Below are 19215 nucleotides of genomic sequence, written 5' to 3' on the forward strand. Positions count from 1 at the left end.
GGATTTTATTAAGATCTATAAAATAAAAATTAAATCACACGAATCCCTCGAACTGTATATACAATCATTCGTGAATTCGTGGCAAAAAAATAATTATGACAATCAAAATCATCAACACATCGAATCACGACTTACCGAACTATGAAACCATAGCTTCGGCAGGAATGGATTTACGGGCTAACTTATCTGAATCAAGAATCTTAAAGCCTTTAGAGCGCAGCATTGTAGGGACAGGTTTATTTATTGAACTTCCTATCGGATATGAAGCACAGGTAAGACCACGCAGCGGACTTGCAGCCAAAAAAGGAATTACCGTTTTGAATGCTCCAGGAACCATTGATGCCGATTATCGCGGTGAAATTGGCGTCATCTTGGTCAATTTGTCCAATGAAGATTTCGAAGTCGTCAACGGCGAACGCATCGCACAATTGATCATTGCCAAACACGAACGCGCGGAATGGCTTTCGGTAGAAAACCTTTCTGACACAGTGCGTGGTGAAGGCGGATTTGGGAGTACTGGGAATAAGTAATTCCACCCAATCCTCCCAAAGGAAGGGAGCAATAATAGAAATATAGGAAAGTAATTGCTCATTTTTAAGGAGAAAATGGAGTGAAATATTTATAATAAAAAGATTTCCGCCTTCGCGGAAATGAAAATAAAGATTTTCAATGAAAATAATCGTACCAATGGCAGGACGTGGTTCACGTTTGCGCCCACACACCTTAACAGTTCCAAAACCACTGATTCCAGTGGCAGGACAACCTATTGTGCATCGTTTGGTTAAAGATATCGCCAAGGTATTAGCTCAGCCTATCGAAGAAATCGCTTTTATTTTGGGCGATCCAGCATTCTTTGGAGATGATGTGGTTGAGAGTTTGAAGGATTTGGCTACAGGATTAGGCGCCAAAGCTTCTATCTACCGTCAAGATCGACCTTTGGGTACGGGTCATGCCATTATGTGTGCGAAAGACTCACTTTCAGGACCGGCGGTAATTGCGTATGCCGACACCCTGATTAGAGCTGATTTTAATCTCGATCCGAGCGCAGATGCCGTGATTTGGGTGAAACAAGTAGACCATCCAGAAGCTTATGGCGTGGTTAAATTAAACGACAAAAAAGAAATCGTCGAGCTGGTAGAAAAGCCAAAGGATTTTGTGAGCGATTTGGCTGTTATCGGGATATACTACTTCAAGGATGTGAGCGTTCTTAAACAGGAGTTACAACATGTATTGGATAACAACATCATTCATGGTGGCGAATATCAAATCAATGATGGTATTAAAGGCATGATGGCCAAAGGCAAAATCTTTAAAACAGGCGAAGTCGAAGAGTGGATGGATTGCGGAAATAAAGCGGTTACTGTGGAAACCAACACTAGAATGTTAGGGTTTTTGCAAGCCGATGGCGAAGAACAAATGATTGCGACTTCAGTGACTTTTGATAATTCAAGGATTATTGAACCGTGTTTTATTGGCGAAAATGTCGTCCTTAAAAATGCGACCATAGGCCCAAATGTATCTATTGGTAACCATTGCACGATTTCAGATTCAACCATTAAAAACAGTTTGATCCAAACACACAGCACCATAAAAAATGCTGATTTAGATGATGCCATGATTGGGAATCATGTGGAGTATGATGGCAATTTTAAGACGGTTAGTATTGGGGATTATTCTGTTTTAAGCTAAAACTCCTGCGAAGGCAGGAGTCTCAGGTTGAAAAGCCAATTCGTCGAATTAGCCAGAAACTTTTAGCTCCAAAGAAGTTAATTAGGTCAAATAAAATTCAATTTTAAAATTAAGTTCAATCAACCCAAATCAATCCATCAAAAAACATTAGTGCATCCTTGTCAAAAAAATGAAACATAAATTCCACATATTAATCCTTATTTTAGGAATGTTATACATTCCGCAAACCACTTATGCCCAAGTTGATTTCAACCAAAAACCAACAGACGACCTAGGGAATGTTGAAGACCAGTTCCAAGAACACTTTTTTGAAGCTTTAAAGCAACAAGGCATTGAAAATTACCAACGTGCCATTGATGAACTTTTAAAATGCAAAAAACTGGATGACAAACCAGTAATATATTTTGAATTGGGCAAGAATTATAACAAGCTCAAAAATTTTGGCGCGGCCGAGGAAGCTCTAAAGAAAGCCGTTTCCAAAGAACCTGATAACGAATGGTTTTTGGATGAGCTTTATGAAGTCTATAATCAACAAGGCGATACCAAAAAAGCAATAAAAACTGTCCAGCAATTAGTCAAGTACCATCCCGATTACAGACAGGATTTGGCATCTTTATACATCAAAAGCAAAGATTATAAGAGTGCTTTAAAGTTGTTGGATGAACTTGACAAAGAGTTTGGAATTAGTGCGGACCGAGATTATTTGAGAAATCAAGTGTACAATATTACGGGGCGTGATGAAGATCGCATTGAAAACTTAGTGGAACGTCTCAATAAAAATCCTGAAAACGAAACTAATTATCTGACGCTTATATACAGATACAGCGAAACCGGTGAAACCGAAAAGGCATTTGAAATTGCTCAAAAATTATTGAAGGTGCAGCCAGACTCTAAATTGGTGCATTTGGCATTGTACAAGTTCTATTTAAATAAAAATGAAACTGAGAATGCTATTGCTTCAATGAAAACAGCTTTGTTGGCTCCAGAGATCAATGTAGATGCCAAAACCAAAGTGCTCAATGACTTTATCATTTTTGTTTCCAAACATCCAGAATATGAAAAGGACCTTATCGATATCACAGCGATGGTAGATGGGAATAAAAGCTTTCAAACCTTGGTTGAATTGGCACAATATTATCTAAAGGTTGAAGACAAAGAAAAGGCCTTAATGTATTTTGAAGAGTCTTTAAAATTAGAGCCGAACAACTTTGCAGTTATTAAAGATGTGCTTTTGCTTCAAATCGATTTAAATCAGGATGAAAAAGCGATTGCAAAAAGCCAGCAAGCCTTGGACTTATTTCCGGCACAACCTATTTTATATCTGATAAAAGGCGTAGCCCATAATAAGTTAAAACAGGGAAAAAAGGCGATTGAAAGTTTAGAAACAGGCTTGGATTATATTATTGATGACCCAAAAATGCAAGCCGATTTTTATGTCCAACTCAGTGTTGCCTATAAGCTCACTAATAATAATTCAAAATCAGAAACGTTTGCAAAAAAGGCAGCTGCTTTAACAAAACAAAATTAATGAGACTTTATAAACTAAGTGTATTACTACTTGTATTGAGTTTGAGCGTGGGCTGTAGATCTACCAAAACTTTAACTTCCGGTGCGGAAATTGACAAGAGCATGACCGCAAAACAGATTATCAGAGAAAATAGCAAACAAGATGTGCGCTTTAAAACCTTGCAAGCCAAAGTGCGTGTAGATTATACGGAGGGAAATTCCAGCAATGGTGCTACCGTAAATTTAAGAATTGAAAAGGATAAAGTCATTTGGATGAGTGCGCCATTGGGATTAGCACGTTTGATGATTACGCAGGACAGTGTTCGGTTTTATGAAAAGCTCAACAATCAGTATTTTGATGGCGATTTTTCATTGTTGACAAAAATTTTAGGCACTGATATTAACTTTGAAAAAATACAGAATATCCTTCTCGCAGAACCTATTTTTAATTTAAAAGATGACACTTATGTCATGGTTCCCAATGAAGAATCCTATGTATTGCAACCTAAGGATCAACGTGCTTTATTTGAATTGTTCTTTTTGATCAATCCCGGGTTTTTCAAATTGGATTCCCAACAGTTGTTTCAACCTTCAGAAAAACGAATGCTTCAGATAGATTACAAGAAATATCAAGAGGTAAGCAAGCAAATTTTTCCTGAAAACATTCGTATTATTGCATTGGAAAAAAATAATGAAATCATTATTGACCTCGATTTTAAAGCGATAACTTTAAATGGTGAGGTTCGTTTTCCATTTAGCATTCCGTCCGGATATAAAGAAATTGAACTTGAATAATGCGCTACCAACCTAATATATTCCGATTGATCTTACTTTTTAGCTTGTGCACCTTCGCTTTGAATGCACAAAGCAAGAAGCAGCAGGAGTTGGAGGCCAGGCGTCAATCCATACTCTCCGAAATCCGGCAAATCAACAACCTGATTGCTTCTAAAAAACAAGAGGAAAAGACCATAATCTCTACGGTTGAAGATTTGAACTATAAGGTTAATGTGCGTAAAAATCTCATCAAAGTCACGAATGACCAAGCTAATTTATTAACAAGGGAAATCAATACCAACCAAAAACAGATTAGCACTCTGCGCGATCAATTGAAATATTTAAAGGAAGATTACGCTGCTATGGTGGTCAAATCCTATAAAAGCAAATCAGAACAAAGTCGTGTCATGTTTTTGCTCTCGTCTGAGAATTTTAAACAGGCTTACAAGCGACTTCAGTACATTCGGCAATATACAGACTACCAAAAGGAGCAAGGCGAGGAAATCACTCGTAAAACAGAACAGCTTCAGCAATTGAATACCACTTTGCTCCAACAGAAGAAGGACAAGGACAAATTGTTGGAAGAAAACCGAGTGGCAAAGCAAAAGTTGGAAGACGATGTCAAAGAGCATGAAAAACTTGTGGCTTCAGTAAGAAAAAACATGACTGCTTATGCATCTCAGGTAAAATCCAAACAACAGGAAGCTGATCGTATTGACCGCGAAATCGAAAAATTGATTAGAGAAGCCATTGCGGCATCTAATAAAAAAGCAGGGAAATCTGAAACCACTTCTAAAGGATTTGCGTTGACGCCAGAAGCCAGAGCATTGGAAGCGAGTTTTGAGGCTAATAAAGGCAAATTGCCTTGGCCGGTACGCACGGGAGTGATCAAGGTAAGGTACGGCAAGCAACGCTCGTCTATTGATAATACTATTGAAATCAACAGTAGTGGTATTCGTATTGCAACCGATAAAAATGCGAAAGCAAGAGCCGTATTTAATGGCGAAGTGTTGGCTGTTCAAGGTACAAAAACCGGAAATCCTTGGGTTTTGATTCAGCATGGTAACTACATTACCGTGTACAAAAATCTTTCAAAAGTGTATGTCGTCAAGGGCGATAAGGTAACTACCAATCAAGATATCGGCGAGGTTTTTACCGACCAAACTACTGGAGAAAGCATGTTGTGGTTCTCTGTTTATAGAGACTCCAAGTTTCAAGATCCGTCCATTTGGATTGTGAGATAAATTTGTAGGAACAAATCTTTTGTGTTGCGTGACTTCATTTTATGCCATTGTTGGTGTTTTCCACCAACAATCCACATGACTTAATTTTCTTAATGCCTTCATGGTTTAAAAAAAATATAACCATTAAGAAAGAGATTAAGGAATTAAGGGCATTAAGAGTCTAGTTAATAATATAATGGCTAATACTTACCATTATTGGTGTTTTCCACCAACCATTCTTCTTAACAAAGCCTTACATTACTCAAACAAAGCCTTCAGTTCCGTAGCATCATGAGGCTTCATTTTCCCAGCCAATACCAAACTCAATTGTTTGCGTCGTAAAGCCGCGTTAAAACGGTCTTTTTCCAAATCAGTTTCTGGAACAATCTCGTCGATAGGCGTTGGGCGCCCAGTTTCATCGACAGCAACAAAGGTATAAATGGCTTCATTAGCCAAGGATCTTACTCCAGATTCTCGGTCTTCAATCCAAACATCAATATATACCTCCATAGAGGTTTTAAAGGCTCTAGAAACCTTTGCTTCCACAGTGACCACACTTCCTAAAGGAATAACTCTATTAAACGCAACGTGATTAACCGAAGCAGTCACAACAATACGTCGGCTGTGGCGTCTGGCAGCAATACTTGCTGCTCTGTCCATACGCGCCAAGAGTTCCCCTCCAAACAAATTATTAAGCGGATTGGTTTCGCTTGGAAGTACCAAATCGGTCATTATACAGACAGAATCATTGGGATGTTTGGGTTGCATTGCTTGTGTTTTTTAATTGTGGTGCAAAGATAGGTTGGATTTGGGATTTTTTTCCACGAATGCACGAATAATGATAAAGTGTTCTTGAAAAATATAACGATAGTTGTTTCTGATATGCTAATGGTTGTCAGTGTTTTTCAACAAGTACACGAACCATTCTATCAAATGGAATGAATTAAAAAACGAGAAAATTCTTTGAAGTGAGGAGTAGACTTTCTATTATGAATTCAGAAGCATCAATCAGCAATCTGAAATCAACATTCAACAATCAAAAATCTATTATTCCAACTCCCTTACCAACAACCAAGCTTCCTTGTTGTAGTTTTGACGAATATCACGCAAAGCATTTAGAGCTTCATTTCCGGTTTCATAACTAGAATAGACCACTTCATGCAATCCGTACTTATTGACGCCTATTTTACGAGCTTTAAATCCGAGTGCTTGTAGTTCTTCAACTTTGGAGTTGGAGTTTTCCTCAACTCTATAAGCACCAGCAATAATATGATATTTGCCTTGTTGTTTTTCAACATTCAAGGTTGCCGCTGGTAATGGGTTTTCAATAACGAAAGTGGCTTCTTGCACTTTGGCATCCAATTGTTCAGAAGCAGCTTCTTGAGCTAATTGGTTATGAGTTTCAACTTGATTGCCATAATAGTTTGAAACGGCAAAACCGCCAGCAGTCAACGCAATAAGTGCTACTGCAGCATATTTAAGATATGGTCTTGCAGTGGTTGAGTCTCTCGAAATTCGTCTTTCAGGAGTGATGCTGATAGGAATGATATCTTCTAGCGTTTCTACTTGCTGTTTATAAACTTCACGATTAACGTTAGAAGCTTTAAATTCAGAAAGTCCAAAAGCTTCCGTTAAGAAATTGCTATTGTTAGACGGTTCAAAAAGAATCTTTCCGTCGCTATTTAATATTAAATCGCCAATGGAGCTAAAACTTAAAGTCTCGCCTTCGTTCAAAAATGATTTGATCGACTTGACTTGTTTGCTGATTTTCTGAACAGCAATTTCATAAGGAATCTTTTCTGCGTCGGCAATATAACTGGCCAATAAGCCATCATTATGCTGTAATTGCTCATTGAATGAAATCACTTTTTTAGGCGGAAAAAAAGTATGATTGCTTTCATCAATTGTAGCAGAGACACGTTTGGTCAAAAAAGCACCAAATTCCGGAATCGTTACGCAATCGTAACGGTAGAGTAAATCGCTTATGTAAGTTTCTATATGCATCGAAACAAAGTTAGTAATTTTTGATTTTGGTGGAAATTAAACCCCTACTATTTATTAACATTGCTTAAGTTTAGACAGTTTTCCCTCTAAATCAATCGGATAGATGTCAGATCAGGACTTAATTTATGTTCTTGCCTTGCAAAATGTACCTAAAATAGGGGACATTACGGCCAAAAAGCTGATCGCCCACTGCGGATCTGCGGAAGCGGTGTTGAAAGAAAAGAAACATCTTCTCCTACAAATCGACGGCATTGGAAGCAGTATGTTGCAAGATGTTTATAACAAAAATCATTTGTTGGCTGCCGAAGCTGAATTGAAATTTATAAAAGAGAATACTATTACTTGTTTGTATTTTATGGACGGCAATTATCCTGAAAAATTAAAACATTGTATCGACGGGCCGATTCTCTTATTTCAATCAGGTCAAGTGGATTTAAAAAAGCAACGACTCATCAGTATTGTGGGTACGCGAAAGATTACGTCTTCTGGCGTGGCATTTTGTGAACAGTTAATAGAACAATTAGCCGTTTTTAATCCTGTGATTATTTCAGGATTTGCTTATGGTACCGATATTACAGCTCAGAAAGCGGCATTAAAGCACAATCTGCAAACAGTAGGTTGTTTGGCACACGGTCTGAATCAAATATATCCGAAGGTGCACAAAAGATATGTAGCGGAAATTGAAAAAAACGGTGGCTTCTTAACCGAGTTCTGGAGCACTTCAAATCCGGAGCGCGAGAATTTTTTAAAACGAAACCGTGTCATTGCTGGTGTGAGCGAAGCGACGATCGTCATTGAATCGGCCGAAAGGGGAGGAAGCTTGGTTACTGCTGATATTGCGAATTCCTATAATAGAGACGTTTTTGCCGTGCCTGGAAGAACCACGGATTCTCAAAGTACCGGTTGCAATAACTTGATCAAATATCAAAAGGCTCATTTGTTATCTACGCCTATGGATGTGCCTTATATTTTGAATTGGGAATTGGAAACGAATAAAAAGCCTGCCATTCAAAAGCAGTTGTTTGTCGAACTGGAAGATGACGAAAAAATCATTTATAATTTTCTAAAGACACTGGAGCCTCAACTTTTAGATAGCATTGCTTTAGAATGCAGCATGCCTATTTTTAAAGTGGCGGGCGTGCTTTTAAATATGGAACTCAAAGGCGTGATTAGGCCACTTCCTGGGAAGTTGTTTGAGGTCATCTAATCAGAAGACCTCTCAGGTTTTAAAAACCTGAGAGGTCTCTCCAGAATTAATACCCCAACTTCGTACGAACACGTGCCAAAACCTCATCCGCCACAACTTTCGCCTTTTGAGCACCAATCGCAAGAGCATTGTCTATCTCGTCTAAGTGGCTCATATAATAATGGTAACGTTCGCGTTGGGTTTCAAATTTTGAAACGATCAATTCGTACAAGGCTTGTTTGGCATGTCCATAACCATAATTACCTTGCTCGTAATTCTGTTTCATCTTGGCGATATCTTCATCAGAAGCTAACAAGCTATAAATCGCGAAACAATTACAAGTACTCCAATCTTTTGGATCTTCCAATGCAGTGCTATCCGTTTCAATGGACATGATTTGCTTGCGTAACTGCTTATCTGGTAAAAATATATTGATGAAATTATTTTTGCTCTTACTCATTTTAGCACCATCGGTTCCTGGAACAAGCATGGTGTTGTCTTGAATTTTACCTTCGGGCATCACAAATGTTTCGCCCATTCTCGCATGAAAACGAGAGGCCACATCGCGAGTCATTTCTATATGTTGCAATTGATCTTTTCCTACTGGAATAATTTCAGCATCATACAATAAAATATCTGCGGCCATTAACATCGGGTAGGTAAACAAGCCGGCATTCACGTCTTCTAATCGGTCGGCTTTATCTTTGAAACCGTGTGCCAGAGTTAAGCGTTGGTAAGGGAAAAAGCAACTCAAATACCAAGAGAGCTCGGTCGTTTGAGGGATATCACTTTGACGGTAGAACACTACTTTTTCGATATCCAATCCAAATGCTAGCCAAGTTGCCGCAACACTATACGTATTGTGTCGTAAGGTTTCAGCATCTTTAATCTGAGTAAGTGAGTGCATATCTGCAATAAACAAAAATGAATTGTTCTTGTCGTCATTTGTCATCTCAATTGCTGGAATGATTGCACCTAGAAGATTTCCTAAATGTGGTGTGCCTGTACTTTGTATACCTGTGAGTATTCTTGCCATGTTTACTTTCCGCGAAAGCGGAATTCTCTTTTAATTAAACAAATTTCAATAGTAGCAAAGGTAATTTTTTTGAAGTGATAGCTCAATTAATTTAACAGGTTTTAGTCGGATGAAATTTTTGTAATAGACTGTTTAATTACTGTGAAGGCAGGAAACCTTTAGGTTCAGCGAAGTTAATCTCATTTTATTTCACATTTTTATTGACTGGATTCATTAAATGCGAATTTGATTTTTTCAAGAAATAGCTCAATTAATTTAATTAGTTTTGGACGGATGAAAATTTTCAAATACCCCCTCTGGATTCTATACCGCATTTGGTTTTACATTTTAGTAATCGTACCGATAATCATATTATTTCCAATTTTAGTCATCTCTATCTTAAAAGAAGAATGGTATCCTTATTTCTTCAAAATGGCACGTTTGTGGGCAAAAATCATTTTAATAGGGATGGGGTTTAGATGGATTATAAAAAAAGAACAAATCCCTGAACCCACCAAAAGCTATATGTTTATCGCCAACCATACGTCAATGGCTGACATTATGCTGATGTTGGTAACGGCGAAAAATCCGTTTGTGTTTGTGGGGAAGGCAGAACTGGCCAAATTTCCAATTTTCGGCTTTTTCTATAAACGCACCTGTATTTTGGTGGATAGAAGTTCTGAAAAAAGTAGAAAGGCGGTATTTTTCAGAGCCCAGAAACGACTCAATCAAGGATTAAGTATCTGTATTTTTCCCGAAGGAGGTGTGCCACATGAGGGCGTTATTTTGGACGAATTTAAGGATGGTGCCTTCCGGTTGGCCATTAGCCATCAAATCCCAATAATTCCAATGACTTTTGTGGATAATAAAAATCGTTTTTCTTATGTATTTTTTAGTGGTGGCCCAGGAAAGATGCGCGTTAAAGTACATCAGTTTTTAAGTACGGAAGGAATGACTTCAAAAGATGCTAAAGAATTGAATGAGCAAGCAAGAACGCTTATACTAGAGCAATTATTGACCGAATATAAAAACTAAAAAAGCTGCTCTTGGCACAGAGCAGCTTTTCGTCATTATTGTACCTCTACAATAATTACCTAACCAACTAAAAAATCTAAAACTTAAAACTAAAACCTGAGTAAACTCCAATAAAATAAGGTCTAAAGTCGCCTGAAGTATTGTTGAAGGTGTTAATTTGGTACTTGAACATCGGTTCAAGATTTAGTTTTAAGGTATGTGAAATGTTATAGTTCAATCCTAATCCAAAATTGGCACTATAACTTGTAGTATTGATATTGTTGGCATCGCCCAAGAGTGCTCTTTCATTATCCAAAACAGAATAGATTTCATTATTGTTCAGGAATAACGTGCTAAACCCTCCAATAACGTTCAGGCCGAATTTGCTATTGATAATATTGTATTCTACTTCTAAAGGCACTTCGATATAGCCAAATTGCTGTTCTAAAGAACCTTTAGCGTTACTAATTACAAATTGTGGTGCAGACTCTTTATTAATGCCAGAAGTGCTCATATAATCGTTCAATTTCCCTTGGTTATTGAAGTTGATGTTTCGAAGTTCAGAGCCGCCAGAATTCACATTAAAGTTGTTAATGTCCCTAAAGGTCACAACTTCGTTGGTGCTATAGCCCAAGTCAACTTTATTAATCCCCGCTCTAATTTTTATCTTATCATTGATGGCGTAACTTCCGTTAATACCATAACTCATATTTACCGCACCACTTTTGCCATTATTTACAAATTGATTGTCAATGGACGAACCTTTACCTAAACTGTTAAAATAAACAGGTGCCACACTTGGGGAAATGTTCCACCTGTTTGGTTGCTCTTCTTTTTCTTCTTCATTTATAAGGTTTGCTTTGGCAATAGCATCCTCAATGCTTTTCTCTTCTTTATTTGAAGCGATGACATCTTTATAGTCTTTAATTTTTTCGGTGTATTTTATAATATTCTGATCTGTAGACTTGGCAATTGTAGTGCGCTCTTTTTCATTTTCAAGAATAGTTTTGACAAGTTCATTACCTTGGTTTTGAGCTTCTTTGTTAGGGTCAAGTTGAGGTGGATTTGGGATGTTTTGTGCAATAACGGCTTGTTTCGAATTGGAGCTAACGGTCTTATCTTTTTGAGACGATGCTATTTTATCTTGCGGGTTAGCGGTGTTCGTGTTTCTTTTATATGAATCGTCATTGACAATCTGAGAAGCCGTTTTATCTTTTTCATTTACAGTCTTTCCGTGATGGACCTTTATAGAATTTGCAGCATCTACATCAGACGGTTCTGTATTGGCGATAACACTGGAACTATCAATTGCGTTGTCGCTTGAGTTCATGTTTTTTTGCTCAAAACCATCTGTTGGATTGGATTGGGGTCCACCTCGGGTAGTTTCAGTATCCACCACGCTGTTTTCAGGATTATCAGTTTTCACACCATTATTGAAAACATTTCCAATAGTCAACAGCATCACTAAAATAGCTGCAACTCCTGCCGTAAACCACCAAATTGGGATCACGAGACGTTTGCGCTTATTTTTATGTAAGGCGTCTTGAATGTTGTCCCAAACAGCATTATCAGGAGTTGGTTCAAAATTTTTGAAATTCTCCTGAAAAAGGCGGTCAATATGTTTTTTTTCATTCATTTATAAACTTTGTGAATGGTCTTTCAACTTATAATGTTCAATTTTATCTTTTAAAATCATTCGTGCCCTCGCAAGATTTGATTTTGAGGTTCCCGTGGAAATACCCATCATTTCTGCAATTTCTTTATGCGAATAATCATCTAATACGTACAGGTTAAATACCAATCTGTACCGATCTGGTAATTCCTGGATGATGCTCAGTAAAAAATCCAGACTGATATCTTCTTCATAAATTTCAACAGCAACATCTTCTATTTGATCCTCATTGACAATATCAAAAACACCAACACTTCGATAACGTTGAAGCGCGGTATTGATGGTAATGCGTTTCATCCAACCTTCCAAAGAACCTTTATTACCAAACTGATCAATTTTTTTAAAAATGGTCACAAAGGAATCCTGCAGATTGTCCTGTGCCTCTGCATAATTTTTCGAATACTTAAGACAAAGCGCAAACAATTGACTCGAAAAGAGCTTGTATATCTGGCTTTGAGCTTGAGCATCATTTTTTTTACACTTGATAATGAGTTGTTCTAAACTCACAGTTATAAGATTAGTGGTTTGTAACAGGTTGCGCTTCTACAACCGGCACTTCTACAATATAATATAAATCTGTTCCGCTTTCATCCTTACCTTGCCAAAATTTAAACACATAAGTGCCAGTGCTGGTGACCTTAAAATTAAAAGTGGCTTCAACTTCTGCATCTTCACTTAAACCACAATTTTGGTTTGGGAAAACCGAGTTGATGACTGCAACGGTACGTTGATTCAATTCACGTGTATAGTAAAAATCATAAAATGCATAACAACCAGCTGGCCTAATATATTTTACAGTTATTGGGTAAACTTCGCCAAGAACAAATTGCTCAGGAATGACAACGCTTTCAATAGGTAAAATTTCATTGTAAAAATCGTTGCTGTCATCAATACTACAAGATGCTAATGTGAACATCACAGCACATAGCAAAACTAGCTTTTTCATAATAATTTGATTTAGGATTCATTTTCTTTTTCATGCTGTAGATGCTCTAAAGCGATAAAGGTTGCGTTGTAAAACAAAAAAAATCCCTTTTTGGAGGGATTCTTTTATTTATTCTGATTAAAAGTAGAAAATTTGTGTTTTTAATCGTCACCAGAAGTAGCTGCCTTGGCTATTTTTCTAACCTTGGCCTCTAATTCATCCATCAATTCTGGATTGTCTTTGATTAAGGCTTTAACAGCATCTCTACCTTGACCTAATTTTGTTTCGCCGTAGCTAAACCATGAGCCACTTTTCTTTATGATTTCATTTTCAACAGCGATATCTAAAATTTCACCAACTTTAGAAATTCCTTCACCATACATAATATCAAACTCGGCCAATTTAAATGGCGGTGCTACTTTGTTCTTTACTACTTTAACACGAGTTTTGTTACCTGTGACGTTACCATCAGTTTCTTTGATTTGTGTTGAACGTCTGATGTCCAATCTTACAGAAGCATAGAATTTAAGGGCATTACCACCAGTTGTAGTTTCTGGGTTACCGAACATAACACCAATTTTTTCACGTAATTGGTTAATGAAAATCACGGTACAATTAGTTTTGCTGATGGAACCAGTTAATTTTCTTAAAGCTTGAGACATCAATCGCGCATGAAGACCCATTTTTGAGTCACCCATCTCACCTTCAATTTCACTTTTTGGTGTCAATGCGGCAACGGAGTCAATCACAACAATGTCAATCGCACCAGAGCGAATTAAATTATCTGCAATTTCCAATGCTTGTTCCCCGTTATCAGGTTGGGAAATGATCAAGTTCTCTAAATCTACATGTAAATTTTCAGCATAAGTTCTGTCAAAAGCATGCTCAGCATCAATAAATGCAGCAATACCTCCAGTTTTTTGAGCTTCGGCGATGGCGTGCAAGGCTAGGGTCGTTTTACCAGAAGATTCTGGGCCATATATTTCAATAACGCGACCACGCGGATAACCACCAACTCCTAAAGCAATATCCAAACCTAAGGAGCCTGAAGAAATTGCTTCAACATCCACGACAGCTTGGTCGCTCATCATCATTACAGTGCCTTTCCCGTAGGATTTATCCAACTTGTCTAAGGTAAGTTTTAGGGCTTTTAATTTTGCTTCTTTTTCACTACTCATTTGTTTCTCTTTTTCTAATTTTTAATGAAGCTAAATTACGACCTTTTTTTCACCTAATATAATCTTATGACGCAACCTTTTTATTGTTTCTGCATCTTCTTATTAAGATTGGAAAATCTTGCAATGAAAGTTTAGAAAAATTATTTTGAAAATGCACCTGAGAGGATTCTTGGGTGCTTTTTTGATTTAAGGACAATGATGGATGACGAAAAAACGGTTTCACAGAGTTCCGCTGAGAAATCGCTGAGTTTCACGGAGAAAAACTTTAGTAGATTGATTCAATGATTCTTCACGTTGACAATTGTCTAAGATAAATTCCCGCGGATGACACTGATTTTTGCAGATGGATAGATGTAAATCAGAGTTGATATTAATGTTGAGGTAAGAAAACTCTAGCTGATGATCTGTAAAAGAATTATTTGTAAACCGCCGACTGCCAACTGCCATCTGAGGACTGCCGACTGGAGACTGGCGACTGCCGACTGCCGACTGTTTTGATAGCTATTCCACAAAGTTACACAAAGAAGGCCAAAAGTTGCACAAAGAAGAAAGTTAATAAGTATGGCAAAAGTTTATGCCTATCAAAATAGGAGTTGAGCATTTTATTTTTTTTCTTAACTAGAAACTAGAAACTAGAAACTAGAAACTAGAAACTAGAAACTAGAAACTAGAAACCAGAAACCAGAAACCAGAAACCAGAAACCAGAAACCAGAAACCAGAAACTCTGAAAAACTATGACTGAAAACTTTTTTCCCTTACCTTTGCACCCACTTTAACCTTAAAAAATTAGTATAGCATGCAACTGTACAATAACTTAAGCGCTAAAGAAAGAGCAGCACTTATTGAGCAAGCGGGCAAAGACCGTTTGACCATCTCTTTCTATGCCTACGCCAAAATTGGCAATCCTAAAATTTTTAGAAATGACTTATTTCTAGCTTGGAACGAACTCGACGTATTGGGTAGAATCTACGTGGCCCATGAAGGCATCAATGCCCAATTGTCTTTACCAGCCGATCAATTTGAAGCTTTTAAAGCGCATTTAGATAGCATTTCCTTTTTGGAAAACGTCCGACTTAACATTGCCGTTGAGCATGACAATTTCGCGTTTTTAAAACTCAAAATCAAAGTGCGTGACAAGATTGTCGCCGATGGTTTAAACGATGACACTTTTGATGTGACCGATATCGGCGTTCATGTGGATGCTGAACGTTTTAATGAACTCATTGAAGACGAAAATACCGTTTTGGTCGATATGAGAAATCATTATGAAAGTGAAATCGGCCATTTTAAAAACGCCGTCACTCCTGATGTGGATACGTTTAGAGAATCCTTGGATATTATTGAAGAAGATTTAAAAGACCATAAAGAAGATAAAAACTTGGTCATGTATTGTACGGGCGGTATCCGTTGTGAAAAAGCAAGTGCCTATTATAAGCATAAAGGCTTTAAAAACGTGTTTCAGTTAGAAGGCGGCATCATTAATTATGTGCGTCAAATCAAAGAAAAAGGCTTAGAGAATAAATTTATCGGTAAAAATTTTGTGTTTGACGAACGTCGTTCAGAGCGTATTTCAGACGATGTCATTGCGCATTGCCACCAATGTGGAAACCCTGCCGATTTGCATACCAACTGTGCCAATGACGCCTGCCATTTACTTTTTATCCAGTGTGAAGAATGCAAGAAGAAAATGGAGGCTTGCTGTTCAACCACCTGTATGGAAGTGAATCGCTTGCCTTATGAAGAGCAAAAGGAAATGCGTAAAGGTCAAGGCAATAGTAACGATATCTTTAAAAAAGGACGCGCTGGCCATTTACCATTCAAGCAAGATTTGCGGAATATTTTTGACAGCTTTGAAACTCTCAAATCTTAAATATAGATCTATGCAAGTTATGGCCTTCAGGACGCTTAGAACGGAATAAATGCATTGGGTGTAACTATTGTGTGGAAATGTCGCCAAGCCAGTTTCAGATGTCAAAAAAGGATGGAAAAAAAATGTTTTTTACGTTGAAATCAAACGCTTATACTATTTTTGGAAGCTTGAGAGAATGCTTCAAAAGCTGGTCTTGTCAAAATCTTTAGCGTTAAAATTATTTGATTAACACATCAAACAAATGAATATTTACAAACTTTTACAACTCAATAGAAAAATAAAAAGCCATAGAATTAAATTTCTAGCACTCTATATGTTGCATAAGTTTAACCAACGCTATTTAGCTGTCAATTTAGATCCTGTTTTGGCTTGTAATTTACGTTGTAAAATGTGCTACTTTACAGATGCCGATTATGTAAAAACCTTAAAAGGTCAATTTAGAGAAGATGAATTAAACCAGGTAGCAAAAACAATATTCAATCGGGCTTTAAAACTTCAAATTGGCTGTGGTACCGAACCAACGTTATACAAAGATTTGGTGAAAGTTGTGGAGTTGGGTAAAACGTATAAGGTGCCCTATATTTCCATCACCACCAATGCCAATTTATTGGATGAAGAAAAAATTGAAGCGCTTTTGAAGGCCGGTTTAAACGAGTTTACACTCTCGCTTCATGGCGTTCATAAGGAAAGCTATGAGAATTTTATGCAAAAAGCTAGTTACGAGAAGTTTCATAATTCATTTAAAGCCTTTGAAAAATTAAAGAAACAATACGATTTTAAAGTCCGAATCAACTACACCTTCAACAAGGATAATTTTTATGAATTAGCTGATTTCTTCAAGCATTTTAATGGCGAAAGTTTTGATATTCTTCAAATTCGTCCCATTCAGAAAATTGGAAATACCGAATACAACGATTTCGATTTAGATAGTATTCGAGACCATTATCCACAATTAATTCATGAAATTAGAATGCAGTGCAAGGAAAATCATATCACACTATTAGCACCAAATTCCATACCTAAAAACCAAAGAGCTAATGCTTCAAGTTTAATTTTCGATTACACTTTTTGTTATGTTTCTCCCCAAAAATTTTGGAAAAATGGTTTCGATTGGAACAATGAAAGTTTCAATTCCTACTCCAATAAAATTGGATGGAGCACCGTGCTATGGTCTAATATATTTAAATCTGAAAGGGATTTAAAATCTATGTCAAATAGATTAAACTACGAGATAGAATTCAATTAAAAAAGGTTATTTTAAAGTCCGTAAATAATATTACCTTTACATTCCAAAGTATTTTCTTTGATTTGGATTTCCTATGAATATGGAAATCACAGAAATAAAAATAGTTATTTATTAATTATCTTCTGAAACTCAAGGGGTTCAGAATCGATATATACATAAAATATATGAGTTGTAATAGTTGCTCAACCGGAAAGGGTGGACAACCAAAAGGATGCAAAAACAATGGTACTTGTGGCACAGATAGCTGCAATAAATTAACTGTTTTTGATTGGTTGGCCAACATGTCTCTCCCGCAAGGCGAAGAGCCTTTTATAGGTGTCGAAGTTCGTTTTAAAAATGGACGTAAAGAATATTATAAAAACACAGAAAATTTAACCTTAAGCATTGGCGATGTGGTTGCTACTCAAGCGCCATCGGGACATGATATAGGTATGGTAACTCTTACTGGAGAATTGGTGAGAGTGCAAATGAAACGTAAACACGTTAAAATTGACGATGAAGAAGCCGTTTTAAAAATCTACCGTAAAGCCTCCCAACGGGATATCGACATTTGGTCGGAAGCACGCGATAAGGAAGAGCCTATGAAGGTCAAAGCGCGACAGTTTGCCATTGACTTGAAATTACACATGAAGATTTCTGATATTGAATATCAAGGAGATGGCAGTAAAGCTACTTTCTATTATACGGCCGAAGAGCGCGTTGACTTTAGGGAATTGATAAAATTGTTCGCTAAAGAATTCCGTACCAGAATTGAAATGAAGCAAGTAGGTTTCCGTCAGGAAGCTGCACGTCTTGGCGGGATTGGATCTTGCGGACGCGAATTATGCTGTTCAACGTGGTTGACTGATTTCAGATCCGTCAGTACATCAGCGGCACGTTACCAACAATTATCGCTTAATCCGTTAAAGTTAGCGGGTCAATGTGGTAAATTGAAATGTTGTCTCAATTACGAGTTGGACTCGTATTTGGATGCCCTAAAGGATTTCCCGAAAACAGATATCAAACTCTACACTGAAAAGGGCGCTGCAGTATGCCAAAAAACAGATATTTTTAGAGGTCATATGTGGTTTGCCTATGAAGGGGAATGGATGAATTGGCATAAATTGACTACCGATCAGGCTAACGAAATCATTGCTTTAAATAAGAACAAACAAAAGGTGGCCAGTCTTGAAGAATATGCTGCAGAGCATGTTGAAGACGTCAAATCTGATTTCGGTAATGTGGTTGGTCAAGATAGTTTAACACGTTTTGATAGTCCAAAACGCAAAACCAAACGTAAAAACACCAAGAGCAAAACTAAAAAAACGGGACAACCGCAGCAAAAGATTGATCAACCAGTCGCACAGGCAAAACCTGTGGAGAAAACTGCTCAGAAAAAAAGAAGAAAGCCAAACCCGAAAAAATCAAACCCTAACGATGCCAAGTAAATTTTCTTGGATGCTGTTAACCACTGTGATTTTGGTGTTTAGCTGTGATTCCAAACAAATTTTTGACGAGTACAAATCCGTGCCAAATCAATGGAACAAGGATAGCTTAATTTCCTTTACCGTAACACCACCAGATTCCACCAATCTTTATAATCTGTTCATTAACATCAGAAACACCAACGCTTATAAATTCAATAATCTGTTTTTGATTGCAGAAATGAATTTCCCTAACGGAAAAACCATTACCGATACTTTAGAGTACCAAATGGCAAAACCGAATGGCGAACTCATGGGCGAAGGATTTACCGATATTAAGGAAAATAAATTGTGGTATAAGGAAGGCGTTAGGTTTGACGAAATTGGCGACTATAGTATTACTATTCAACACGCCATGCGTAATAATGGTGAGGTCAATGGCGTTGATAACCTACAAGGAATTACCGACGTTGGATTTAGAATAGAACCAACAAAGAATTAATTTAAAT

General features: G+C 37.3%; 18 protein-coding genes and 1 pseudogene. 12 read left to right on the forward strand and 7 right to left on the reverse strand.

Annotation, left to right across the window (positions count from 1 at the left end):
- Positions 1 to 95: 95 nt before the first annotated feature.
- The 5 genes from dut to ACOH2D_RS04580 all read left to right on the forward strand — a co-directional run bounded on the left by dut (position 96) and on the right by ACOH2D_RS04580 (position 5213).
- On the forward strand, positions 96 to 530 hold the full coding sequence (gene dut, locus ACOH2D_RS04560; protein ID WP_348036307.1) for a dUTP diphosphatase: 435 nt from the start codon (positions 96 to 98) through the stop codon (positions 528 to 530).
- 139 nt (positions 531 to 669) lie between these two features.
- Complete coding sequence (locus ACOH2D_RS04565) at positions 670 to 1689, forward strand: sugar phosphate nucleotidyltransferase (RefSeq protein WP_449534493.1); 1020 nt, start codon at positions 670 to 672, stop codon at positions 1687 to 1689.
- A 169-nt stretch (positions 1690 to 1858) separates the two neighbouring features.
- Positions 1859 to 3217 (forward strand): tetratricopeptide repeat protein, encoded by a 1359-nt coding sequence (locus ACOH2D_RS04570; RefSeq protein WP_449534494.1) that lies wholly within the window; start codon positions 1859 to 1861, stop codon positions 3215 to 3217.
- Positions 3217 to 3990 (forward strand): lipoprotein insertase outer membrane protein LolB1, encoded by a 774-nt coding sequence (gene lolB1, locus ACOH2D_RS04575; protein ID WP_449534495.1) that lies wholly within the window; start codon positions 3217 to 3219, stop codon positions 3988 to 3990. Before ACOH2D_RS04570 ends, lolB1 begins: the two co-directional genes overlap by 1 nt.
- The gene (locus ACOH2D_RS04580; protein ID WP_449534496.1) at positions 3990 to 5213 is read left to right on the forward strand and encodes a murein hydrolase activator EnvC family protein; all 1224 of its coding nucleotides are present in this window, start codon (positions 3990 to 3992) and stop codon (positions 5211 to 5213) included. Before lolB1 ends, ACOH2D_RS04580 begins: the two co-directional genes overlap by 1 nt.
- Positions 5214 to 5450: 237 nt before the next feature.
- On the opposite strand, the gene ACOH2D_RS04585 is transcribed toward ACOH2D_RS04580, so the two are convergent.
- Both ACOH2D_RS04585 and ACOH2D_RS04590 read right to left on the reverse strand, forming a co-directional pair.
- Positions 5451 to 5960 (reverse strand): acyl-CoA thioesterase, encoded by a 510-nt coding sequence (locus ACOH2D_RS04585; protein ID WP_348036312.1) that lies wholly within the window; start codon positions 5958 to 5960, stop codon positions 5451 to 5453.
- Between the two features lie 279 nt (positions 5961 to 6239).
- Positions 6240 to 7196, reverse strand: coding sequence for an HU domain-containing protein (locus tag ACOH2D_RS04590; protein WP_449534497.1), 957 nt, complete (start codon positions 7194 to 7196; stop codon positions 6240 to 6242).
- A gap of 103 nt (positions 7197 to 7299) precedes the next feature.
- Here ACOH2D_RS04590 and dprA point away from each other — a divergent pair, with 103 nt between their 5' ends.
- Positions 7300 to 8403 carry a DNA-processing protein DprA gene (gene dprA / locus ACOH2D_RS04595; protein ID WP_449534498.1) on the forward strand — a complete coding sequence of 368 codons (1104 nt, stop codon included), beginning with the start codon at positions 7300 to 7302 and terminating at the stop codon, positions 8401 to 8403.
- Between the two features lie 46 nt (positions 8404 to 8449).
- On the opposite strand, the gene trpS is transcribed toward dprA, so the two are convergent.
- Entirely contained in the window at positions 8450 to 9418 is a 969-nt protein-coding gene (gene trpS / locus ACOH2D_RS04600; protein ID WP_449534499.1) for a tryptophan--tRNA ligase, read from the reverse strand.
- A gap of 273 nt (positions 9419 to 9691) precedes the next feature.
- On the opposite strand from trpS, the gene ACOH2D_RS04605 reads away from it, so the two are divergent.
- Positions 9692 to 10432 carry a lysophospholipid acyltransferase family protein gene (locus ACOH2D_RS04605; RefSeq protein ID WP_449534500.1) on the forward strand — a complete coding sequence of 247 codons (741 nt, stop codon included), beginning with the start codon at positions 9692 to 9694 and terminating at the stop codon, positions 10430 to 10432.
- Between the two features lie 76 nt (positions 10433 to 10508).
- On the opposite strand, the gene ACOH2D_RS04610 is transcribed toward ACOH2D_RS04605, so the two are convergent.
- The 4 genes from ACOH2D_RS04610 to recA form a co-directional block, all read right to left on the reverse strand.
- Positions 10509 to 12047: a hypothetical protein gene (locus ACOH2D_RS04610; protein ID WP_449534501.1), complete on the reverse strand. Its 1539-nt coding sequence runs from the start codon at positions 12045 to 12047 to the stop codon at positions 10509 to 10511.
- Positions 12048 to 12590: an RNA polymerase sigma factor gene (locus ACOH2D_RS04615; protein WP_449534502.1), complete on the reverse strand. Its 543-nt coding sequence runs from the start codon at positions 12588 to 12590 to the stop codon at positions 12048 to 12050.
- Positions 12591 to 12600: 10 nt separating this feature from the next.
- Positions 12601 to 13029, reverse strand: coding sequence for a hypothetical protein (locus tag ACOH2D_RS04620; RefSeq protein ID WP_449534503.1), 429 nt, complete (start codon positions 13027 to 13029; stop codon positions 12601 to 12603).
- A 140-nt stretch (positions 13030 to 13169) separates the two neighbouring features.
- Positions 13170 to 14186 carry a recombinase RecA gene (recA, locus tag ACOH2D_RS04625; RefSeq protein WP_348036969.1) on the reverse strand — a complete coding sequence of 339 codons (1017 nt, stop codon included), beginning with the start codon at positions 14184 to 14186 and terminating at the stop codon, positions 13170 to 13172.
- 797 nt (positions 14187 to 14983) lie between these two features.
- Between recA and trhO the strand changes: the two genes are divergently transcribed.
- The 5 genes and pseudogenes from trhO to ACOH2D_RS04650 all read left to right on the forward strand — a co-directional run bounded on the left by trhO (position 14984) and on the right by ACOH2D_RS04650 (position 19208).
- Positions 14984 to 16057 (forward strand): oxygen-dependent tRNA uridine(34) hydroxylase TrhO, encoded by a 1074-nt coding sequence (trhO, locus tag ACOH2D_RS04630; protein WP_449534504.1) that lies wholly within the window; start codon positions 14984 to 14986, stop codon positions 16055 to 16057.
- A 2-nt stretch (positions 16058 to 16059) separates the two neighbouring features.
- Positions 16060 to 16282, forward strand: a pseudogene (locus ACOH2D_RS04635) (ferredoxin).
- Positions 16283 to 16298: 16 nt separating this feature from the next.
- Positions 16299 to 17303: a radical SAM protein gene (locus ACOH2D_RS04640; protein ID WP_348035151.1), complete on the forward strand. Its 1005-nt coding sequence runs from the start codon at positions 16299 to 16301 to the stop codon at positions 17301 to 17303.
- A 164-nt stretch (positions 17304 to 17467) separates the two neighbouring features.
- Complete coding sequence (locus tag ACOH2D_RS04645) at positions 17468 to 18730, forward strand: PSP1 domain-containing protein (protein WP_348035150.1); 1263 nt, start codon at positions 17468 to 17470, stop codon at positions 18728 to 18730.
- Positions 18720 to 19208, forward strand: coding sequence for a gliding motility lipoprotein GldH (locus tag ACOH2D_RS04650; RefSeq protein WP_348035149.1), 489 nt, complete (start codon positions 18720 to 18722; stop codon positions 19206 to 19208). Before ACOH2D_RS04645 ends, ACOH2D_RS04650 begins: the two co-directional genes overlap by 11 nt.
- Positions 19209 to 19215: the final 7 nt, after the last annotated feature.

Source organism: Gelidibacter sp., assembly GCF_053579655.1.